Source organism: Listeria goaensis (genome assembly GCF_900186125.1).
Lineage (GTDB): Bacteria > Bacillota > Bacilli > Lactobacillales > Listeriaceae > Listeria > Listeria goaensis.
On record NZ_FYBQ01000005.1, the window covers coordinates 83,548 to 103,067 of the forward strand.

At 38.8% G+C, this 19,520-nt stretch carries 24 protein-coding genes and 1 riboswitch; of the genes, 8 read left to right on the forward strand and 16 right to left on the reverse strand.

Features of this window, described 5'->3' with window-relative positions; all coding sequences use genetic code 11:
* Positions 1-2 precede the first annotated feature (2 nt).
* Positions 3-1,088, reverse strand: a complete 1,086-nt coding sequence (gene gcvT, locus CFT42_RS07740) for a glycine cleavage system aminomethyltransferase GcvT (protein ID WP_088809933.1) — start codon at positions 1,086-1,088, stop codon at positions 3-5.
* An 81-nt stretch (positions 1,089-1,169) separates the two neighbouring features.
* A riboswitch (glycine riboswitch) is annotated at positions 1,170-1,260 on the reverse strand.
* Between the two features lie 345 nt (positions 1,261-1,605).
* Here gcvT and comGA point away from each other — a divergent pair.
* The 6 genes from comGA to comGF are packed head-to-tail and all read left to right on the forward strand — an operon-like array spanning position 1,606 to position 5,055.
* Complete coding sequence (comGA, locus tag CFT42_RS07745; protein WP_088815855.1) at positions 1,606-2,616, forward strand: competence type IV pilus ATPase ComGA; 1,011 nt, start codon at positions 1,606-1,608, stop codon at positions 2,614-2,616.
* Entirely contained in the window at positions 2,603-3,634 is a 1,032-nt protein-coding gene (gene comGB, locus CFT42_RS07750; RefSeq protein ID WP_088815856.1) for a competence type IV pilus assembly protein ComGB, read from the forward strand. The genes comGA and comGB overlap by 14 nt, the downstream gene beginning before the upstream one ends.
* Positions 3,635-3,647: 13 nt before the next feature.
* On the forward strand, positions 3,648-3,962 hold the full coding sequence (gene comGC / locus CFT42_RS07755; RefSeq protein WP_088809930.1) for a competence type IV pilus major pilin ComGC: 315 nt from the start codon (positions 3,648-3,650) through the stop codon (positions 3,960-3,962).
* The gene (comGD, locus tag CFT42_RS07760) at positions 3,962-4,378 is read left to right on the forward strand and encodes a competence type IV pilus minor pilin ComGD (protein ID WP_244169942.1); all 417 of its coding nucleotides are present in this window, start codon (positions 3,962-3,964) and stop codon (positions 4,376-4,378) included. Before comGC ends, comGD begins: the two co-directional genes overlap by 1 nt.
* Positions 4,365-4,649 (forward strand): type II secretion system protein, encoded by a 285-nt coding sequence (locus CFT42_RS07765; protein ID WP_088809929.1) that lies wholly within the window; start codon positions 4,365-4,367, stop codon positions 4,647-4,649. The genes comGD and CFT42_RS07765 overlap by 14 nt, the downstream gene beginning before the upstream one ends.
* Positions 4,603-5,055 (forward strand): competence type IV pilus minor pilin ComGF, encoded by a 453-nt coding sequence (gene comGF / locus CFT42_RS07770; protein ID WP_088809928.1) that lies wholly within the window; start codon positions 4,603-4,605, stop codon positions 5,053-5,055. Before CFT42_RS07765 ends, comGF begins: the two co-directional genes overlap by 47 nt.
* 231 nt (positions 5,056-5,286) lie before the next feature.
* Here comGF and CFT42_RS07775 read toward each other — a convergent pair whose 3' ends face one another.
* The 6 genes from CFT42_RS07775 to rpmG form a co-directional block, all read right to left on the reverse strand.
* Positions 5,287-6,384, reverse strand: coding sequence for a YqgU-like beta propeller domain-containing protein (locus tag CFT42_RS07775; protein ID WP_088815858.1), 1,098 nt, complete (start codon positions 6,382-6,384; stop codon positions 5,287-5,289).
* Between the two features lie 87 nt (positions 6,385-6,471).
* Complete coding sequence (locus CFT42_RS07780) at positions 6,472-7,443, reverse strand: ROK family glucokinase (protein ID WP_088815860.1); 972 nt, start codon at positions 7,441-7,443, stop codon at positions 6,472-6,474.
* A 16-nt stretch (positions 7,444-7,459) separates the two neighbouring features.
* Positions 7,460-7,666, reverse strand: coding sequence for a YqgQ family protein (locus CFT42_RS07785; protein ID WP_088809925.1), 207 nt, complete (start codon positions 7,664-7,666; stop codon positions 7,460-7,462).
* Positions 7,663-9,213 (reverse strand): rhomboid family intramembrane serine protease, encoded by a 1,551-nt coding sequence (locus CFT42_RS07790; RefSeq protein WP_088809924.1) that lies wholly within the window; start codon positions 9,211-9,213, stop codon positions 7,663-7,665. Before CFT42_RS07790 ends, CFT42_RS07785 begins: the two co-directional genes overlap by 4 nt.
* 98 nt (positions 9,214-9,311) lie before the next feature.
* Positions 9,312-9,857: a 5-formyltetrahydrofolate cyclo-ligase gene (locus CFT42_RS07795; RefSeq protein ID WP_244169943.1), complete on the reverse strand. Its 546-nt coding sequence runs from the start codon at positions 9,855-9,857 to the stop codon at positions 9,312-9,314.
* 50 nt (positions 9,858-9,907) lie between these two features.
* Complete coding sequence (gene rpmG, locus CFT42_RS07800) at positions 9,908-10,057, reverse strand: 50S ribosomal protein L33 (RefSeq protein ID WP_003719608.1); 150 nt, start codon at positions 10,055-10,057, stop codon at positions 9,908-9,910.
* A gap of 193 nt (positions 10,058-10,250) precedes the next feature.
* Between rpmG and CFT42_RS07805 the strand changes: the two genes are divergently transcribed.
* Together CFT42_RS07805 and CFT42_RS07810 are read left to right on the forward strand one after the other, a co-directional pair.
* A complete protein-coding gene (locus CFT42_RS07805; protein ID WP_088815862.1) occupies positions 10,251-10,649 on the forward strand; it encodes a hypothetical protein in 399 nt (132 codons plus the stop codon).
* A 28-nt stretch (positions 10,650-10,677) separates the two neighbouring features.
* Positions 10,678-11,151, forward strand: a complete 474-nt coding sequence (locus CFT42_RS07810; RefSeq protein ID WP_088809922.1) for an endolytic transglycosylase MltG — start codon at positions 10,678-10,680, stop codon at positions 11,149-11,151.
* A gap of 35 nt (positions 11,152-11,186) precedes the next feature.
* Here the strand turns inward: CFT42_RS07810 and pnp are convergent, their stop codons facing one another.
* From pnp to rnpM, 9 genes are all read right to left on the reverse strand, one after another.
* Entirely contained in the window at positions 11,187-13,361 is a 2,175-nt protein-coding gene (gene pnp / locus CFT42_RS07815; protein WP_088809921.1) for a polyribonucleotide nucleotidyltransferase, read from the reverse strand.
* Positions 13,362-13,587: 226 nt separating this feature from the next.
* Positions 13,588-13,857, reverse strand: a complete 270-nt coding sequence (rpsO, locus tag CFT42_RS07820; RefSeq protein ID WP_003719603.1) for a 30S ribosomal protein S15 — start codon at positions 13,855-13,857, stop codon at positions 13,588-13,590.
* Positions 13,858-13,983: 126 nt separating this feature from the next.
* Positions 13,984-14,928 carry a bifunctional riboflavin kinase/FAD synthetase gene (locus tag CFT42_RS07825; protein WP_088815863.1) on the reverse strand — a complete coding sequence of 315 codons (945 nt, stop codon included), beginning with the start codon at positions 14,926-14,928 and terminating at the stop codon, positions 13,984-13,986.
* Between the two features lie 67 nt (positions 14,929-14,995).
* Complete coding sequence (gene truB / locus CFT42_RS07830; protein WP_088809919.1) at positions 14,996-15,916, reverse strand: tRNA pseudouridine(55) synthase TruB; 921 nt, start codon at positions 15,914-15,916, stop codon at positions 14,996-14,998.
* Positions 15,917-15,968: 52 nt separating this feature from the next.
* Positions 15,969-16,313, reverse strand: a complete 345-nt coding sequence (gene rbfA / locus CFT42_RS07835; protein WP_088809918.1) for a 30S ribosome-binding factor RbfA — start codon at positions 16,311-16,313, stop codon at positions 15,969-15,971.
* 10 nt (positions 16,314-16,323) lie between these two features.
* Entirely contained in the window at positions 16,324-16,602 is a 279-nt protein-coding gene (locus tag CFT42_RS07840; RefSeq protein WP_369821475.1) for a DUF503 domain-containing protein, read from the reverse strand.
* On the reverse strand, positions 16,602-18,914 hold the full coding sequence (gene infB / locus CFT42_RS07845; protein ID WP_088809916.1) for a translation initiation factor IF-2: 2,313 nt from the start codon (positions 18,912-18,914) through the stop codon (positions 16,602-16,604). Before infB ends, CFT42_RS07840 begins: the two co-directional genes overlap by 1 nt.
* Positions 18,915-18,936: 22 nt before the next feature.
* Positions 18,937-19,236: a YlxQ family RNA-binding protein gene (locus CFT42_RS07850; RefSeq protein WP_088809915.1), complete on the reverse strand. Its 300-nt coding sequence runs from the start codon at positions 19,234-19,236 to the stop codon at positions 18,937-18,939.
* Complete coding sequence (gene rnpM, locus CFT42_RS07855) at positions 19,229-19,513, reverse strand: RNase P modulator RnpM (protein ID WP_088809914.1); 285 nt, start codon at positions 19,511-19,513, stop codon at positions 19,229-19,231. The genes CFT42_RS07850 and rnpM overlap by 8 nt, the downstream gene beginning before the upstream one ends.
* Positions 19,514-19,520: the final 7 nt, after the last annotated feature.

Here is a 19,520-nt window from a genome sequence, read left to right on the forward strand (position 1 = left end):
GTTTATTTTCCTCGCTTATAAAACGGCGTTTCAACAACGACTGCTTTAAGTTTCTTGTTGCGCACTCCGACTTCAAGCTCAACTCCAAGTTCTGCGTAATTCGAGTCAATCAAGGCAAGACCTAAGTTTTTCCCTAAAGTAGGTGATTGTGTGCCCGATGTAATCTTCCCGATTTCCTTCTCGCCTAAGTAAACAGGATAATCGTGTCTTGGTATCCCGCGGTCAAGCAGCTCCACCCCAACAATCTTACGCGGTACGCCCGCTTCTTTTTGTGAAATGAGCGCTGCTTTTCCAATAAAATCAGGCTCTTTTTTTAGCTTTACGGCGAAATTAACGCCTGCTTCAAGTGGCGAAATTTCTTTTGATAACTCTTGACCGTAAAGTGCTAAATTGGCTTCAAATCTAAGCGTATCACGTGCGCCAAGCCCAATTGGTTTTGCCCCTGCACTCACAACTGCTTCAAACACGGTAACCGCATCTTTAGCCGCCATATAAATTTCGAATCCGTCTTCACCTGTATAGCCGCTTCGCGAAATGATTGCGTCTACTCCAACTACCTTTTCCTCTACAAAACCAAAGAATGGAATGCTCGCCAAATCGGCATCTGTCAGGCTTTGCACAAGTTTCTCGGCATTCGGTCCTTGAACCGCTAGTTGGCCATATTCTGATGAAACATTTTTAACTTCTACATCTTCACTAGCATGCTCTTTTAGCCAGTTAAAGTCTTTTTCTGTATTCGCAGCGTTGACAACGAGTAGATAATCTTCATCGTTGCGTTTATAAACAACTAAATCATCTACGGTGCCCCCGTCTTCGTAACACATAATATTATATTGCGCGCGTCCATCTTTTATGTTCGCAATATTATTTGTTAACATTTTTTCTAAGTATGCGGTGCTCTCTTTCCCTGTCACATGAATTTCCCCCATGTGTGAAACATCAAATACTCCAACATCGGTGCGAACTGTTTCATGCTCGGCTTTTATCCCTGCAAATTGTACTGGTAAATCCCATCCCCCGAAATCAATTGTCTTGGCTCCGTACTTCCCATAAATGGAGTGAAGCGGTGTCTGTAATAGCTCTGCCAAAATGAAAACCTCCTTTTAAATTTAAGCATAGGAAAAAGGCTTACTAAATCATAAGCCCTGTCGTAAAAAACTCCAGAGTTGCGTCCCATAAACATCCTTTTGCCTGAGAGTTTCACATACTTCATGCTTTCCCCGTCGGCGCTGTTTTAACAGTCTCTCTGTTTATTTTCAACCGCGTTTTACATATGTATCCTGCCTTTTCCTATAGCTTATCACGCCTTGCAACGTTCGGCAAATTATACGTTCTAACGTATATAAAAGTATTTTCCAAAGGATTCGTTCGTAATGAAAGGGCTTTATTTATTTTCACTCATAAAAACGTACGCATAGTTATCGAATTCACAAAGTTTTGCTACTGGAAAATTTTTTTATGAAGTGATTATTTGTTTTTGGCGTCAATTAAGCGTTTGCATTTTTATAAAGTTGTCGAAATTTCATTTTCGGGCGGAAAACCCCTTTTATACCAAAAAGGAGTTGTTGTGTATGTGGCGAATATAATTAGCAAGAGGTGAATTTTATGCCCCAACTTTTTTTTGATAGTATGTTAGAACAATGTTTTGAGCTGCGTGCAAGCGATTTGCACTTGCACCCTTCTATAACTTGTTACCTTGTGAGAATTCGTGTTTCCGGTAAGCTCCACCCGCTAGCCACTATCCCGTTTGATCTTGGCGATAAGTTAATTTCTTTCTTAAAATTTAATGCTCAAATGGATATCGGCGAAAAGCGTAAGCCGCAATCTGGACAATACGAGCGCATCATCAAAAATCAGACAATCGCTCTTAGAGTATCTACACTTCCGAATAAAACTGGAAGGGAAAGTATGGTTTTGCGACTCTATCATTATGAGAAGCCACTGCCATTTTTAGAAACAACTCTTTTTTATGCTACAGCAAAATCTATTTTCGAATGTTGTGCTTCTAAATCAGGTTTATTTCTATTTTCTGGCAGTACTGGAAGCGGTAAGTCAACATCTATGTATAGTCTTGCTACTGAATTAACGCGGCATACACATAAACAAGTTATCACTATTGAAGATCCTGTCGAACATCTTCATCAAGAGTTTTTACAAATTGAAGTGAACGAACGCGCGGGCCTCACTTATGGAACTATTATCCGTGCGATTCTAAGACATGATCCAGACATTCTTATTATTGGTGAAATTCGTGATAGTGAGACCGCACAGATGGCAATTCGAGCAGCTCTAACAGGGCATCTTGTTATTAGTACTATCCACGCAAGTAGTTTAGATGGCATCATTGCCAGGTTAGCTGAATTAGGCATATCCAAAGAAAATTTGGCGCATTGCTTACTTGGCATAAGTTTTCAAACAATACATGCGCTTTATTGCCCGCTATGCTTAAGTTCTTGCCAACTTTTTTGTACACATCTTTCAAGAAAACGTACGGTTCTTTATGAAGTCGAAACTCGGCAAATCAATCTTCTGCAAATGCTAGAAGGACAACGAAATACCCCCACATTATCACTTAACAAACAATTTCAGAAAGGACTCTGCTATGGCTTTTTTTAATCAATCTGACTGGAATAAAGATGGCGATTTCCTAGTTCGCCTTTCCGAACTTTTAGACAAAGGTTTTCCAATTGATACCGCTATCGCCTATCTAGCCATCACTTCAAAAAAAGAAAAAAGACGCTATCTTATCATGCTTGAAACATTGAATACGGGTGCAAACTTTTCAATCGCTTTACAAAAAGCAGGTTTTCCTTCCTTCATTTCGGCACCTGTCCTTTATGCAAATGAACATGGCTATTTTAACGAAACCCTGCTAGAGTGCGGCAAGCTACTAAAAAGAAAAGCCGAACAACAAAAATCTCTTAAAAAGACATTTCAATATCCGGCTGTTCTCTTTTCAACTGTTATCATCGTATTTTTCTTGTTACGGATTTTCTTGCTGCCGAAGTTTGACCTGCTGTTTAAGCAAATTGCTAACGGTGAAAATGCATCTGGTCAGTTCTCATATTTCTTACTACAACAATTACCGATTATATTATTTGGCCTGATGCTAGGTTGCTTCTTCCTATTCTTATTCATTTTAAGCAGGAGCAAACGAAAAGATGCTTTAAAACGCGCCTTGTTTTTCAATAAAATCCCTATCGTTTCAAGTTTTACGCGTATTCACTATTCTCAACTATTCGCGAGAGAATGTGGTTATTTATTGAAGAGCGGTCTTTCTATTCAACAAACTTTTCAGCTCTTCATGCAAAAGAAATCCACTTCTTTTTTTATGAATATAGGCGAAAAATTTACGATTTCCTTAGAAAATGGGCTTTCTTTTACGGAAGCTGCAAAATCTATTGGAATCTTTGAAAAAGAGCTTGTTTATATTATTAAACACGGCGAGAAAAATGGTACTTTGTCAGATGAACTTTTATTTTATTATGATTTTTGTCATAGTAAAATGCTCGAAAAAACAGAAAAACTTTTTGGCTATATTCAGCCAGCTGTATTTCTTATTATCGGCATTTTAATTATTTCGATTTATTTATCAATCCTCTATCCCATGTTTTCAATGGTTAATCAAATCTAAAAGGAGTGTTTTCATGTTTAAAATTAATTGGAAAGACAATCAAGCGTTTACTTTAGTGGAAATGTTAATCGTTCTGCTCGTCGTCAGTGTTCTGTTACTCCTAACGATTCCGAACATCGTGAAGCAAAGTAAATCCATTAATGATAAAGGTTGTACTGCTTTTATTTCTGTTGTAGAAAGTCAAGTCCAAGCTTATCAATTAGAATTCAATCAAGTTCCTAGTTTCGCTGATTTACTCGCGAAAGGTTATCTATCTCAAGATCAAAAAAGCTGCCCGAATGGAAAAAGCGTTCAAATTGATGCTTCAGGAAATGTAAAGGAAAATTAGTGAAAAGAAATAGCTTTACACTCATTGAAATGTTGTTTGTTTTACTGATTTGCAGTTTAACCATTCAATTAACAATTACTCCTGTTCACCGCCTTATCGATCAAATTGCAGAAAAAGAGATGCTTGAGCAAATCAAAGCGGATATTTTTTTGGCCCAAACTATCGCGATTACAAACGGCGAACGAACAGAAATCATTTTTAATCCCGATCAATTTCAAATGGTTGTAGGTGGGCAAACACGCTATACAGAAAAATTTCCTAAGTCGCTAAAAGTTGTTCAACTAGAAAAATTCCAATTTCTACCAGATTCTGGTCATATTAATCGTTTTACAACCGTACACTTTAAAGGGCTTACACGTGACTACAAGTGGATCTTTCAAATTGGGAAAGGACGTTTTAGAATTGAAGAAGCCTAACGGTTTTACGCTGCTTGAAAGTATTTTTTCGCTTAGTATTTTAGTTTTGATCACGTCTTTTATTACGCCATTAATTTTGTTCATGCTTAGTCAACTTGAAACCGAGCGAGATTTAACGATACTTTATCAGCACCTACACGATCAAGCTCGGGCCCATCAATCTCCCCCTTTCAAAAAAGAAATTGATGGTTATTATATTGAGCAATTAAAAAAGGAGGAGATTTGTGGTTGGTCGAGTAAAAATAAAAAATGTCTCCCTCTCGCCGAATAAAAATGCCTTTAGTCTGCTAGAATCTATCATGGCACTTTTAGTAACAATCATTATTTTTACAATGATTCCTTTCTTACTGCAGACCGAAAAAAAGATATTGAATGTGACGAATATTTCTCATAGTGCAGAATGGCATATTTTTGTGAAACAATTACGCGAAGAGATTGGAAACGGGAAAATTCATATTCGTTCAGACAATAAATTCTGTTCGATTTCAAACAAAGAAATTTGTTACGAATTCTATAAAGATGTGATTCGCAAGCAAGTTGACGGGAAAGGTCATGAAACGTTGCTTACAAATGTCGCTCAATTTTCAATGTATTTAAATGATGCGGAACTAAGTTTGAAAATCAAAACAACTGCAAATAAAAATTTCACTACCATGCTTATGATGGAAAGGGAGTGAGTTAATTTTGAAGAACGGCTTTTCTCTCCCGATTACTCTATTTATCCTTTTCATTAGTTTTCTTATTTTAACAAGTGTTATTACTCTCTTTAATCGCCAAATGGAATTCGAACAGCGGTGGCAGAACTATTACATGGAGCAAATAAAACAAACCAGCAGATAGCTGAAAACCAATTTACTTCATTATATACAAAATGACACACTGTCTACTTTTTAACAGACAGTGTGCCATTAATAAATTCGTTCAGAAGACGAAACTAAGTTTGAAATTTTCCCATCTTTAGTGGAAATAAGTTGTTCAAACTGATAGCCGTATAAAACTTTTTGGCCATCTGGTGAACTAACAATTGGTTTATTATCCATGAGTTCTACGATAACACGATGTGATTTCTCTTCTGGATTAATCAATACAAGACGATATTCATTACCTTGTGGACTTATTTTTTTACTTTCATACGGTTCAAACGTCAGGAATGTTTTGGCCGTAAAATTTTTGTCGAAATACGGAATAAAGGTTCCTAATTCATCGTATTCTCTAGGCATCTCATATTTATAAATGGTTTGAAATCCTATTGTTCGAAAATCATACATGACTTTTGATGGGTCATCAGGTCGTTCAGTTGTAAGAAGCATATTGTGGCTTACCGCAAATTGCAAAATATTGGCCACGATAAGACTTTCTGGTTCTTGTTCTCTAGTATCTTCCAAATACAAATTACCGAGTTCAATCCCAGGTTCTTTTCGGTTTACTACATACAAATTATCACTATACCAACTGACAAACTGCGATGTAGTTGTCACTTTTGAAATTTCACTCGTTTCTGTATCAATAACATTTACTGTATAAGCAAAATTTTGATCAAAGAGAACCATCATTATTTTGTTTATCGAATCCGGATTCCAATAAAAATTGGCAGATAATGGTTCCATCTCTTTACTCATAAGAGTACTACCATCTGATGTCGAATGAACAGATAAATTCACTTTATTGTTTTTTTGAATAGCATACACGAGAAACTGAGAACCATCTGGACTTAATTGCACATCAGAAATTAAGCTGTCTACAGCTAATATTGGTTTTTCTTTTCCTGTATAAATATTGTAGTTGACGAAGTTTGTGCTTTTTCCTTGTTGGGCTTGCACTAAGACACTATCATTATTTAGCCAACCGACAATGCGAACAAACTTCTGCTTACTTGTTTCAAATGGCTTGACAACCATATTCTCATCTTTCTTTGCATCTTTCTGCTTAGGAGGAGAGCAGCCAAATGAAATAGAAGTGATTACGACAACGAACACAACTAGGATAAGTACTTGTTTTTTCTTCATCTCAAGCCTCCAATCTGTTTATCTATCCATAAAAATACCCTTTTTAGAATAAGCTAAAACTAGATTAGATGGCGCTTTTTTTAATTATTACGCTTCCTCATTTGGGAGCGCTAACCATGCAGCTCCAATAACGCCTGCATCATTGCCTTTTGTAGCAATTGAAATTTTAGTTGATTCCCTAACTGCTGGAAATACCATTGTTTCAAAATAAGCAATAACTGGTTTTAATAAAGCATCACCAGCAGCTGAAACACCTCCACCGATAATAATCTTCTCAGGATTTAACATATTACCAATATGGCTAAGTGCTAAAGCTAAATAGAATGAAATTTTATCGACAACAAGTTTAGCTAGCTCATCATTTTCTTTTTCAAAATCAAAAACAAGTTTAGCTGTTACTTCTTCATCATTTATAATCGCATCACGGAGTTTAGACTTACCTAAAAAGTCTTTTGCTAAGTCTTTCGCAACCCGTACGATACCTGTTGCAGAAGCGATTGTTTCTAGGCACCCTTTCTTACCACATGTACAATCATAACCGTTTTCAGGCACGACCGTAACATGACCAATTTCGCCAGCTGCGCCTCTTACGCCATGAAGAATTTTGCCTTCAGCAAAGATTCCGCCGCCAACGCCTGTACCTAATGTGACGAATACTACATTTGCACCGCCTTCACCAGCACCTTTCCAGCGTTCACCAAGTGCTGCAACGTTTGCATCATTATCTAAGTGAACTTTTAATCCAGTTATACGACCCAGATCTTCTGACACATTTTGTTCTTCTACCCAGTTCAAATTATAAGCGCCTTTTACAGTTCCCTTTTCAAAGTTTACAGCGCCTGGAGTTCCCATACCGATGCCATAGAATTCATCGCTTTTAACTTGAAGCTCAGCCAATTTTTGATTTAAGCTATTCCCAATATCTTGAACAATGTTTGAGCCGTTGTCTTCGATGTTCGTTTTAATTGTCCATTTCTCAGTAATATCGCCTTCTTTGTTTAAAAGCGCAATTTTTGCTGTTGTTCCGCCTAAATCAATACCAATTAACTTTTTGTCCATGTCCCTTATTCTCCTTTTATTTACTATTTTTCTTCTGTTCTTTTATTAACTCTTGTTTTAGAATACCTCGCGCTTTAGCATATAGCTCTCTATCTAAAATTTGGTGTTTAAAAAGTTCTGTCAGTTCATGCTCCATCATTTCGATATCATACTCGCGTTTGCCAAGATAAACAATAATGCCATACTTTTTTAATAGCTGTGCTACATCGTAAACAGAATTCATAGTGCTCCCTCTAACTGGTTAGAATTTTTTAATTGATTATAGAAATCTAAAAAGAACTTTTCATCAGATAAATCTTTAGCTATTTCAGCTTCTTTTAAAGCATTTTCTCGGTCGCCTTTATGCAAATAGGTCACTGCTAAAATATAATGAGCTTGCGGAATTTCTGGATTCAGTAGAATGGCTTCTCTAGCAGCTGCTTCTGCTTTTGAATAGTGCCTGTTTTGTAAAGCTTCTGTGGCCATAAGGGTATAGCTATATTCATCAGCACTTCTTGTTTCTACTAAATAATCAAGTATTTTATTGGCTTCTTTATGATTTCCTTCTTGAAAATAAGATTGGGCTACACTATTACTAATAGCAGGATTCTGCACTTCACCAGCTTTATCAAATCCCATGACTAGAAATAGAATGGCTAGCGTAACAAAGCCAATTCCGTAAAAAAGTCGCCGCCAGTGAAAATATTGTAGTGGTAAAGATAATGCTCCTGCTAAAAAGAATCCTCCTACAAGGCCACCCACATGTCCAGCCAAATCAATTCCAGTTGCAAAAATATCGATGACTAAATTTACTGCAACCAATGCCGCAATACTAGAACCTATTGTTTTAGCATAAAGATGCGGTTTTAAAACAACTAAGTAGAGCAACGCGCCAAATAGAGCAAAAACAGCTGTACTCGAGCCAACAGCCACATTATTGTTTAACGCAAAGCTTGCGATATTTCCAGCAATTCCGCCGATGAGAAGAATTGTGGCGTAGCGCCATTTCCCATAAATTTTCTCTGCCCATGGACCAACTATATAGAGCATGAGGCAATTTGCTGCGATATGCATGAGTCCGGTATGCAAGAAAATAGGTGTAATTAGACGCCACCATTCGCCTTGATAAATTAGCGGGTTAAACTTAGCACCATATTCAACTAAAGTGAAGGTACTAAGCGACATATCTTTAAAAAACACCCAAAGAAAGTACGCGATTTGCATCGCAATGAAGGTATACGTAATATAAGGTTTTTCTTTTCTTGCTGTTTGTTGTTCTTCAGTTACTTTTTTGGTGATATAGTTGATAACGGTTTGCCGCTCCAATGCGACACGTGCTTCTGTCATTTCACCTTCTACAGAGAAAGTTCCTTGTTGAATCCCAAGTTCATTTTCTAACTCTCGTAACTTTTGTTCAGTATGTTCTGTTGAAATTAAAAAGTTTTGGAGTGAAATTTTATCATTTTTACCTGTTATTATTTTTTCAAATACAGGTTTGTCCCCCACAGGCTCAAAAGGACTGATGTAAATGTTCACGAGTGAAAGCTTTAATCTACCCATTTGTTTACGAAGATTTTCGGCCACGTTAAAGACATGGGTCACGTCGCGCTCCACTACACTTGCCCATCCTAATTCTCGCATTTGAATACGAATGACTGGACGATCCTTTTTATTTGGATTATCTAACCATAGTTCTTGTTTTTCTTCATGTAAATGAATGAGTCGATAGTTTTCTTGCCCTAAAAAGTAGTTCGTTAACAGCCAGAAAACATAATTTTCTTGGAGGCTCAAAAAATTCCCTGCTTTCTCTCTAAAAATACAGATTACATTTACTACTATACGCAAAAAAATAGGCGTTGTAAACAAATCCTAAATATAATTCTTAACGATTAAATAACCAAAATTTTCCCAACTGGTATATCATGTCTTTCTGGTTGTAAATCGCTACTTATTTGTTCGCTAAAGCAAAGTGAAATTGTTTGATTAGGATAGTTTTCGAGATAGCGGTCATAAAAGCCACCGCCAAAACCAATACGGTATCCAACATCGTTATAAACTACGCCCGGAACTAACAGTAGATCAATTTTTTCTTTTTGCACAATGGTTGCCTTTTCACTCGGCTCTTTAAGTCCTAGTTTTTTCTCGATTAACTGGTCACCACTTTGATACTCGCGAAATTGCATTTTATTACCTGGATAGATAGTTTCAGGAATGACAATTGTTTTTCGTTCTTGAAAGGCTTTTTCTATGATACATGTTGTATCTACTTCTGGAAATCTTGAGATTGTTACGCCAACAATCATTGCTTGTTGCCATTCGGTTGTGTCAAAAAGTTGGTTGGCTAATTTTTCTGATTTCTCGCGATGCTTTTCTTTATTCATCTGATTGAGTTGTTGCAAAACGTTTTGACGTAAGTCATTTTTATTCATTGGCATAAGGAAACCTCCCTTTTAAATAAAAAAAGCAACAGGGGAAATCCTGCTGCTTACTTTGTTTCGCGGTGTAAAGTTACACGACGCAATCTTGGACAATATTTTTTTAGTTCAATACGTTCAGGATTTTCACGTTTATTTTTAGTCGTAATGTAGTTACGATCGCCACACTCCGTGCATTCTAAAGTAATATTTACGCGCATTGTTTTCCCTCCAACTCTATTCAGAAAAATTATTTATAGACCTGTATTATAATATCATTTTTAGGCTGATTCTGCAAGGTTACATGTGATTTTCTTTTTATTTTCTTTACAAATCTTAAAAGGCATGGTCTTTTAGTAAGCTTTATGTTATAAATAAAGGTAGAGTTTTAGTGAAAAGAGGTGTTACTACATAATGACCGCAATCATAATAATTCTTCTTGTTGCTGCTATTGTCCTGTTCATTGTGTCTTTCTTGAAAAAGGGAAATACAGAACAGACAGAAAGCGAATTTGAAGAAGTTGCGTCGCAGCTGATGCATGAAAATTATCAGCTTAAAAAGCGTGTGTCTGCTCTTGAGAAAGCTATGCAGACTACTGAAACTAAAGAAGCGACTGAAGAAGTGAAAGAAGAAACAACTGAGATGGTAGCTGAAGAATCCTCTTCTACTCCAAGTCCTAAAATGCAATCTCTATTAAAAAAACAAGTTATCACTCTTTATACATCGGGGATTGCAACTGATGAAATCGTGGAACAATCATCTCTTCCGAAAGAAGAAGTTGAACAAATCATAGAAGAATATTTGGAACATTGATTCCAACTGGCAAGAAAGGAGTAAATCGTTGAAAAATAATTTACGCATGATTGCTCTAGGTCTACTCATTTCTGCTGTTGTCCTTTTTGTTTATTCAGAGTTTTTCTCTTCAGAAACTGATGCAGCAACAAAGGAACCAACAACGAAACAAGCAGCTGGAAATAGTAATACTTGGAAGCAAAAATATGAGAAACTTTTAGCTGAGCAAGAACTTGAAAAAAATGAAGTCGCCGAAAAAGAACGTCAAGAAGCTGAAAAGAAAGCGGCTGAAGAAAAGAAAAAAAATGAAGAAAAAAAATATACAGTAGTCGTTTCAAAAGGTGAACCTACTTCTCAAGTAAGTGAAGACTTGAAAAATAATGGTATTATTGCCAATGCACAAGACTTCGACAAGTATTTGAAACAAAATAATTATGAGAAATACGTTCGTGATGGTAAATATGAAGTCACAAATAAAATGACTTTTGATCAACTCGCGAAAAAATTAACTCATCAAGATTAAAAAAACCCAAAGTGCCAAAGCACTTTGGGTTTTTTTTATTTGGACTCGTCTTTTTTGAAACGAGGTTTGCGTGGGCGGTCTTTTTTCTCTTGCGCTTTTTTCTCATCGTAGCCTTCTGGCTTTTCAAGAAGTACTTTGCGAGATAGATTGACGCGACCTTGATGATCGACTTCAATAACTTTGACAGTGACTTCATCGCCAAGTTTTAGAACATCTTCTACTTTACCAACGCGCTCGTAAGCAAGCTCAGAAATATGCACAAGCCCGTCTGTTCCTTTGAATAGCTCAACAAAGGCACCGAATTTTTCGATACGACGAACTTTTCCTGTATAAATCTCGCCAACTTGAACTTCACGAACGATATCTTCAATAATGGCCATTGCTTTTTTGTTCATCGCTTCGTCTTGAGAAGCAACATAAACTGTACCATCTTGTTCAATATCAATTTTCACGCCAGTTTCTTCAATAATTTGATTGATTTGTTTTCCGCCAGGTCCGATAACATCTTTGATTTTATCTGGCTTAATTGTCATGGTCACAATTTTTGGTGCATAAAGAGAGAGCTCAGTACGTGGTGCACTAATTGTGCTCATTAGGTGTTCCAAAATGTGTAGACGACCTTCTTTTGCTTGTGCAAGAGCTTCTTCTAAAATTTGGCGGCTCAAACCATCGATTTTAATATCCATTTGAAGTGCTGTAATTCCTTCGCTTGTCCCAGCAACTTTAAAGTCCATATCGCCGAAATGGTCTTCCATGCCTTGAATATCCGAAAGAATTGTGTAGTCATCGCCTAATTTCACGAGTCCCATTGCAATCCCAGCTACAGGTGCTTTAATTGGTACACCAGCATCCATCAAAGCGAGTGTCGAGCCACAAATACTTGCTTGCGAACTTGATCCATTGGATTCTAGAACTTCAGATACAAGACGAATTGTATACGGGAAGTCTTCTTCAGATGGGATAATATATTGAAGCGCACGCTCACCTAACGCTCCGTGTCCAATTTCCCGGCGACCAGGCGCACGGCGTGGACCAGTTTCGCCTACACTGAATTGCGGGAAGTTATAATGGTGCATAAAGCGTTTGTATTCTTCAGCGCCTAATCCATCAATGATTTGATGCTCACGAAGAGGAGCTAGCGTACAAATACTTAGCGCTTGCGTTTGACCACGCGTAAATAAACCAGAGCCATGCACACGTGGAAGAAGGCCAGTTTCAGAGGATAACGGACGAATTTCGTTTACTTTACGGCCATCTGGACGAATTTTTTCTTGCGAGATAAGACGACGCATTTCATCTTTCTCAATTATTTCTAAAATATGTGCGACTTCTGCAAGAACAGCTTCTTCATCTTCAAGTTCTTTTGCTTTATAGCCTTCTAAAATTTCTTCTTTTACTTCTTCAATCGCAGCTTCGCGTGCTTTTTTCTCTTCTGTTTGAATTGCTGCTTTCATTTTCGCTTCACTTAAGCTCTTCACTTCTTCTTCAAGTTCTGGGTCTGTTACGAAAAGCTCAATTTCGCGTTTTTCTTTTCCAACGGCTTTAATGATTTCTTGCTGGAATTCACATAAGCGCTTGATTTCCTCATGACCAAACATAATTGCTTCAAGCATCGCTTCTTCGGATACTTCTTTGGCGCCTGCTTCAACCATGTTAATCGCTTCGTGTGTTCCCGCAACGGTTAATGAAATATCGCTTTTTTCAGCTTCTTCAATTGTTGGATTGATGATGAATTTGCCATCAACGCGTCCAACATCAACACCTGCAATTGGGCCGTCAAACGGAATGTCTGAAATGCAAAGCGAGATGGAAGAACCTAGCATTGCCGCCATTTCTGGTGAACAGTCTTGATCGACACTGAATACAGTTGACGTAATTTGTACTTCGTTACGGAATCCTTCAGCGAATAACGGACGAATTGGACGGTCAATTAGGCGTGCTGTTAGTGTTGCGCGGTCACTTGGACGTCCTTCACGTTTTAAAAATCCTCCGGGCACTTTACCAACAGAGTACATTTTCTCTTCATAGTTTACCGTAAGAGGGAAAAAATCTCCTGGTCTTGGTTTTTTTGATCCAACTGTTGCTGTTAGAACAACTGTATCGCCGTAGCGCACAAGTGCTGCGCCGCTAGCTTGTTTTGCTAATTGTCCTACTTCGATTTGTAATTTTTTGCCTGCGAGCTCTGTCTGAAATACTTGTTTTTCCGACATAAATCATTCTCCTTTTTTAGAGAACGTTTTCCTTTACCATGCATAAGAATGCTTCATGCACACCCCGAATGCGGGGCACGCATAAATCCAAAAACCTACCATAAAAGTGAGATAGCGTCCTTTTTAGCACGTTTTTGGATTCATGCGATAAATAAAAAATCGTTCTCTTTTTTCTTAATAAAAAAGCGGGAGACAAAATCGTTCCCCGCTTTTCTTGGTTTCGTTATTATCTACGTAAACCTAAACGTTTAATAAGTTCGCGGTAACGTTGAACATCTTTTTTACGTAGGTAAGTAAGTAGGTTACGACGGTGACCTACCATTTTCATTAGACCTCTGTAAGAATGATGATCTTTTTTGTGTACACGAACATGCTCATTTAAGCTGTTGATTTCTGCAGTTAGTACAGCAATTTGTACTTCCGGAGAACCTGTATCCGTATCATGAACACGGTATTCAGCAATGATTTCGTTTTTACGTTCTTGAGTTAAAGCCATTTAACTCCACCTCCTAAATTTTCTAATCCCCACTTACTGAGCAATGCGCCGGTGACTCGCAAATAGCCAAGTAAAGGTTCTTGTCGTACAGATTTAAAGATACACTAATTTGGGAATAAAATCAAGTTAAATCAAACTTTCTCCCTCAAAATAACGACGGGTGTTCTCTTCGTCTTTTTTTAGCTGCTCGATTAAGCCTTCCATGCCATTGAACTTCATTTCCGGTCTAAAGAAATGGAACCATTCAATTTCGGCGCTTTCACCATAAATTTCCCGATCAAAATCCAAAATGTACACTTCAATGGAAAGCTCTTGGTCAGTTTTAAAGGTAACATTGTAGCCAATGCTTGCCATGCCCAAATAGCTTTCGCCGTTTACGATGAACTTCACGGCATAAATTCCGAGTTTTGGAATAAGGTAGTCGCCGTCAATGCGCATATTAGCCGTTGGGAAGCCTAACGTGCGTCCACGCTTGTCGCCATGAATGACTGTGCCGCGCACTTTATACGGGTAGCCTAAAAGTTCATTCGCCTCATCTAATTCGCCACTTTCGATGTAGTTGCGAATGTTCGTTGAGCTAATTTTAGCATTGAATGCTTCTTGCTTATCGACAATTGTGACGTCAAAACGCCCTTTTGCATATTCTGGTAGCTCACTCATTTTACCGGCGCCTTTTTTGCCGTAAGAGTAGTCGAAGCCAGCCACGACATGTTTGGCATGAAGACCAACTAAATATTGTTCGACAAATTCTTCTTTTGACAATTCGGAGAAAGCAGTCGTAAAACGCACCACGTATAAAATATCAACGCCAAGTGCAGCTATTTTTTCTTCCTTTTCCTCCAAAGGGGTTAAATATTTTACTTTCTTACGCATTTTGCTAAGCACAACAGATGGGTGCGGGTCAAAAGTGAGGACTGCGCACTGCTCATTGTTTGCCACAGCGATTTCTTTTGCGCGCAAAATGACTTCCTGATGTCCGCGATGAACACCGTCAAAAAAGCCTAGCGCAATAGTTTTCGGCTGTAAATCCGAATTTAACGTATTAGGGTGATGTATAAAAATAGTTTCCATGAAATCTCCTTTTCACTCGTAACATTTCCTACATATCATATCTATTTTTCACCTTTTTGGCAAAAAATTAGTTTAGCGGACCATCTCTTAATTCGATGACTTTTTCAGGTTTTAAAAGCTGCGTTTTCGTCGGGTGTGGTTTGTAGATGGCGACCAATTTGCCGTTTCGCATCATCGCAAATAAATTCCCGCTAGGCGCACCAAAAAGCGCCGTCTCAAGCACAACACCGTTCAATACTTTTTTGTACAGCGTGTCATCTAATTCGAGCTGTGGCATATTAAAAATGCCTTTTTCGAGTGGCTGAAGGAAGTCAAAATTGCCACTATTGACTTGTTTTTCGATTTCCCCCAAAGTCAGGCAGTCTGCTTTTTCAAAAAAGCCGCTTTTTGTGCGTTCAAGAGTAGCCATATGCGCCGGCAAACCAAATTGTTCGCCAATCATCACGGCTAGCGTACGAATATACGTCCCTTTCCCGCAAGCAATGCGGATTTGGAACGTCGGATTCGCGGCCGTCAGCTCGCCTGAATCTAGTCGCTCAAGCGCATAAATTTGCACGGTGCGTTTTGGTCGTTCCACGGTTTGCCCAGCACGTGCGTATTCGTAGAGTTTTTTGCCGTTTACTTTTACAGCAGAATACATTGGCGGAACTTGTTCGATTTCGCCTGTCAATTTATCTAAAACCGCAACTAGTTTTTCCTCCGAAATCGCCGTTTGAAGGTCTTTTTTTGAAACGACTTCGCCTGTTGCGTCTTCTGTCGTCGTACTTGTGCCGAGCGTGACTGTCGCAACGTATTCTTTTCCTTCACTTGTTATGTATTCGGCAAGCTTTGTCGCCCGGCCAACACAAATCGGCAGTACTCCTTCAACTTCTGGATCGAGCGTTCCGGTGTGCCCAACTTTTTTTGTTCCTAAAATTTTGCGCAGTTTAAACACACAATCATGGCTCGTCATGCCACGCTCTTTAAATAGCGGAATAATTCCGTCCATTAAAAAATCCTCCTTTCACAAAAAGAGAGGCAAACAGCGCCCCTCTAGAAAGTTATTCACCTTTATTTAAATCTCTTAAAAGTTCATCGATACGATTGCCGTATTCTAGCGAGCTATCCATTTCAAACAGCAGCTCTGGAACTTTTCGCAGGCGCATCCGGTTGCCAATTTCAGAACGAATAAAGCCGTGTGCCTTTTCAAGCGCAAGAAGCGTATCTTCACGCTCTTTTTCATTCCCTAAAATCGAAATAAATACCGTCGCTTGCTGCAAATCGCCTGTCACTTCCACATCAGTAATCGTGATAAAGCCAAGACGAGGATCTTTTAATTTTCGGTTTAAAATGTCGCCGAGTTCTTTCTTCATTTGCTCCGCAACACGATTTGCTCTCAAACTCATTTTGTTCACCTCATAACCATTCAATGTCCGTCAAAAGGCGCTCCCATTCGGGGAAGGAGTCTAGAAAGCGTAACACTTCCTGACCTTCCTTCTCCGTTTGAACTCGCGAACTTCCGACAATCACAAAACCAATTTCCGTGCGCTGCCACTTATCTAGGAAGCCTATTTCAGCCATAGACACATTAAATTTCTGGCGGGCGCGCATTAAAACACGTTGTAATACGGCACGCTTTTCTTTTAAATTTTGGGCTTCATAAATGTGAAATGTAAGAGCGGCACTGTAAATGATCATTTTCTTTCGATTTCTTCCATAATGAATGCTTCAATCACATCGTCTTCTTTAATATCATTAAAGTTTTCAATAGTAATCCCACATTCAAAGCCTTTAGCTACTTCTTTTGCATCATCTTTAAAGCGTTTCAGCGTAGAAAGTGTGCCTTCAAATACAACGATACCATCGCGGATTAAGCGGACTCCGCTATCGCGTGTAATCTTACCATCTGTCACATAACAGCCGGCAATTGTACCAATTTTAGATACGTTGAATGTTTGGCGAACTTGCGCTTGTCCAATGATTTTTTCTTCAAATTCAGGATCAAGCATTCCTTTCATCGCTGCTTCAATTTCTTCAATCGCTTTGTAAATAACGCGGTGTAAGCGAATATCTACGCCTTCATTTTCCGCACCTTCACGTGCTTGAGCAGTTGGACGAACGTTAAATCCAATCACAATGGCATTTGAAGCAGCCGCGAGGGTAATATCCGACTCGTTAATAGCCCCTACTGCTGTATGAATGATTTTAACGTTAACGCCTTCCACTTCAATTTTACGAAGTGATGCTGCGAGCGCCTCAACAGAACCTTGAACGTCTGCTTTAATAATGACGTTAACTTCTTTCATTTCGCCGGCTTTCATATGTTCAAACAAGTTGTCTAAGCTGACGCGATTTGTTGCTGAACGTTGCTCTTGGAGTGCTTTCGATGCACGAGTTTCCCCGACGCTACGAGCTGTTTTTTCGTCTTCAAAGACTACGAAACGATCGCCCGCTTGTGGCACACCATTTAAACCAGTAATTTCAACTGGTGTACTTGGTCCAACTTTTTTCACACGACGTCCTAAATCATTCACCATCGCCCGAACACGTCCAAACGTATTTCCGACAACAATTGGATCGCCGATATTTAACGTTCCATCTTGAACAAGCAGTGTTGCCACTGATCCGCGGCCTTTATCAAGTTCCGCTTCGACAACTGTACCAATTGCACGGCGTTCAGGATTCGCTTTTAGTTCCTCTACCTCAGATACAAGTAAAATCATATCTAATAGGTTATCTAAACCTTCACCAAACTTCGCTGAAATCGGTGCAAAAATCGTATCGCCACCCCAATCTTCTGGAATAAGCTCATACTCTGTTAATTCTTGCATGACGCGATCAGGATTCGCTTGTGGTTTATCAATCTTATTTACAGCAACGATAATTGGCATACCAGCAGCTTTCGCATGGTTGATTGCCTCAATCGTTTGTGGCATAACGCCATCATCAGCAGCCACAACAAGAATCGTAATATCCGTAATTTGGGCACCACGCGCACGCATCGCAGTGAAAGCCGCGTGACCAGGCGTATCTAGGAAAGTGATTTTCTTCCCGCGCACATCAAGCTGATAAGCCCCGATATGTTGCGTAATCCCGCCTGCTTCACCAAGCGTCACTTTCGTATTGCGCAAGGAGTCAAGAAGCGTTGTTTTCCCGTGGTCAACGTGTCCCATAATTGTAACAACAGGAGGACGTTCTTTTAATAGTCCAGCGTCTTCTTCAACTGCATTTTCAAAGTAAACATCTAAATCCGTAATATCCACTTTAATTTCTTCTTCTACTTCAACACCGTACTCAGAACAAATAAGTTCAATAGCATCTTTGTCTAAAGATTGGTTAATTGTGGCAACTACGCCAAGTAAGAAGAGTTTTTTGATAATTTCTGATGGTTCACGATATAGCTTTTTCGCCAATTCGCCAACCGTCAAAGATTCGCTGAAAACAATTTTTTCTGGAAGCTCTTTTGGTTTCGGCGGAGTTGGTGGTGTCGTGCTGAAATTTGTTTTCCCTTTGCGCTTCGTATTTTTACCGCTACGATTTTGCTGATTAAATCCACCGCGTTGGTTATTGTTTTTCCCACCGCGATTTTGATTATTATTTTTACCGCCTTGATTGTTGTTTCTATTGCCACCCGAATTACTGTTTTGATTATTCGAACGGTTCGCATTTTGCACAGTTTGAGTCCCACGACTCGCTTGACCTTGCGTTTTATTTTGCGTATTTGTTTGCGGTTTTTCCGCACGATTTTGATTCGTTGGTTTTTTGTTTCCTTGACTATTCAGTTTGTTTGGCTCCCTACTTGTCCCTGTGCTCTGCTTCGTTTCTTTCGTATCTTTTACAGGCTGATTTTTTTTCGAAAAAGATTCGTCGAGTTGTCTAAGTGCATTATCGTTAATCGTCGACATATGATTGGCGACCTCTACACCTAACCCACGTAACTTTTCAATAACATCTTTGCTAGACAACTGCTGTTTTTTTGCGTACTCATATACACGAATTTTACTCATGCCGTACACCTCCATTAGGTAATCAACCGAGGAGTTCTTTTAGTTTTTTTGCAAATCCAGCATCAAGTACTGCAATAATTGCTCGTGACTCTTTCCCGATGGCACCCCCTAGTTCATCTCTTGTGCCAGCTTGTTTTATAGCCACTTCATAGTACTCACATTTATCATGGATTTTTTTCGCTGTTCTCTCTGAAATATCTTCTGCGATAATGACTAATTTCGCCTTTCCGCTTCGAACAGCTTTCAAAACTAATTCTTCTCCGGTCGTTAATTTCTTCGCTCGATTTGCAAGTCCGAGAAGTGCAAGTGCTTTATCATTCATGATTTGCATCCTCTACCGCTTTTAAGTATGAGATAAGTTCATCATAAAAACTTTCCTGCTCATCTATTTTAAGACCTCTAAAAAGCGCATTTTTTTGCTTGGCGCGCTCTGCAACTGTAACATCTTTTTTAATATAAAAACCACGTCCAGGCGCTTTACCAGTAGGATCAATCGTTAGCGTGCCTTCTTTCGAATACGCGATTCTAAGAAGCTCTCCTTTAGGCAGACGCTCCCCTGTAACCATACATTTCCTAAGTGGAATTTTTTTGTTACGCATTTTGGTT

Coding starts and splice junctions, on each gene's coding strand:
- comGA (WP_088815855.1), top strand. CDS start 1,606: ATGCCCCAACTTTTTTTTGATAGTATGTTAGAACAATGTTTTGAGCTG.
- comGB (WP_088815856.1), top strand. CDS start 2,603: ATGGCTTTTTTTAATCAATCTGACTGGAATAAAGATGGCGATTTCCTA.
- comGC (WP_088809930.1), top strand. CDS start 3,648: ATGTTTAAAATTAATTGGAAAGACAATCAAGCGTTTACTTTAGTGGAA.
- CFT42_RS07775 (WP_088815858.1), bottom strand. CDS start 6,384: ATGAAGAAAAAACAAGTACTTATCCTAGTTGTGTTCGTTGTCGTAATC.
- CFT42_RS07780 (WP_088815860.1), bottom strand. CDS start 7,443: ATGGACAAAAAGTTAATTGGTATTGATTTAGGCGGAACAACAGCAAAA.
- CFT42_RS07785 (WP_088809925.1), bottom strand. CDS start 7,666: ATGAATTCTGTTTACGATGTAGCACAGCTATTAAAAAAGTATGGCATT.
- CFT42_RS07795 (WP_244169943.1), bottom strand. CDS start 9,857: ATGCCAATGAATAAAAATGACTTACGTCAAAACGTTTTGCAACAACTC.
- rpmG (WP_003719608.1), bottom strand. CDS start 10,057: ATGCGCGTAAATATTACTTTAGAATGCACGGAGTGTGGCGATCGTAAC.
- CFT42_RS07805 (WP_088815862.1), top strand. CDS start 10,251: ATGACCGCAATCATAATAATTCTTCTTGTTGCTGCTATTGTCCTGTTC.
- pnp (WP_088809921.1), bottom strand. CDS start 13,361: ATGTCGGAAAAACAAGTATTTCAGACAGAGCTCGCAGGCAAAAAATTA.
- rpsO (WP_003719603.1), bottom strand. CDS start 13,857: ATGGCTTTAACTCAAGAACGTAAAAACGAAATCATTGCTGAATACCGT.
- CFT42_RS07825 (WP_088815863.1), bottom strand. CDS start 14,928: ATGGAAACTATTTTTATACATCACCCTAATACGTTAAATTCGGATTTA.
- truB (WP_088809919.1), bottom strand. CDS start 15,916: ATGGACGGAATTATTCCGCTATTTAAAGAGCGTGGCATGACGAGCCAT.
- rbfA (WP_088809918.1), bottom strand. CDS start 16,313: ATGAGTTTGAGAGCAAATCGTGTTGCGGAGCAAATGAAGAAAGAACTC.
- infB (WP_088809916.1), bottom strand. CDS start 18,914: ATGAGTAAAATTCGTGTATATGAGTACGCAAAAAAACAGCAGTTGTCT.
- CFT42_RS07850 (WP_088809915.1), bottom strand. CDS start 19,236: ATGAATGATAAAGCACTTGCACTTCTCGGACTTGCAAATCGAGCGAAG.
- rnpM (WP_088809914.1), bottom strand. CDS start 19,513: ATGCGTAACAAAAAAATTCCACTTAGGAAATGTATGGTTACAGGGGAG.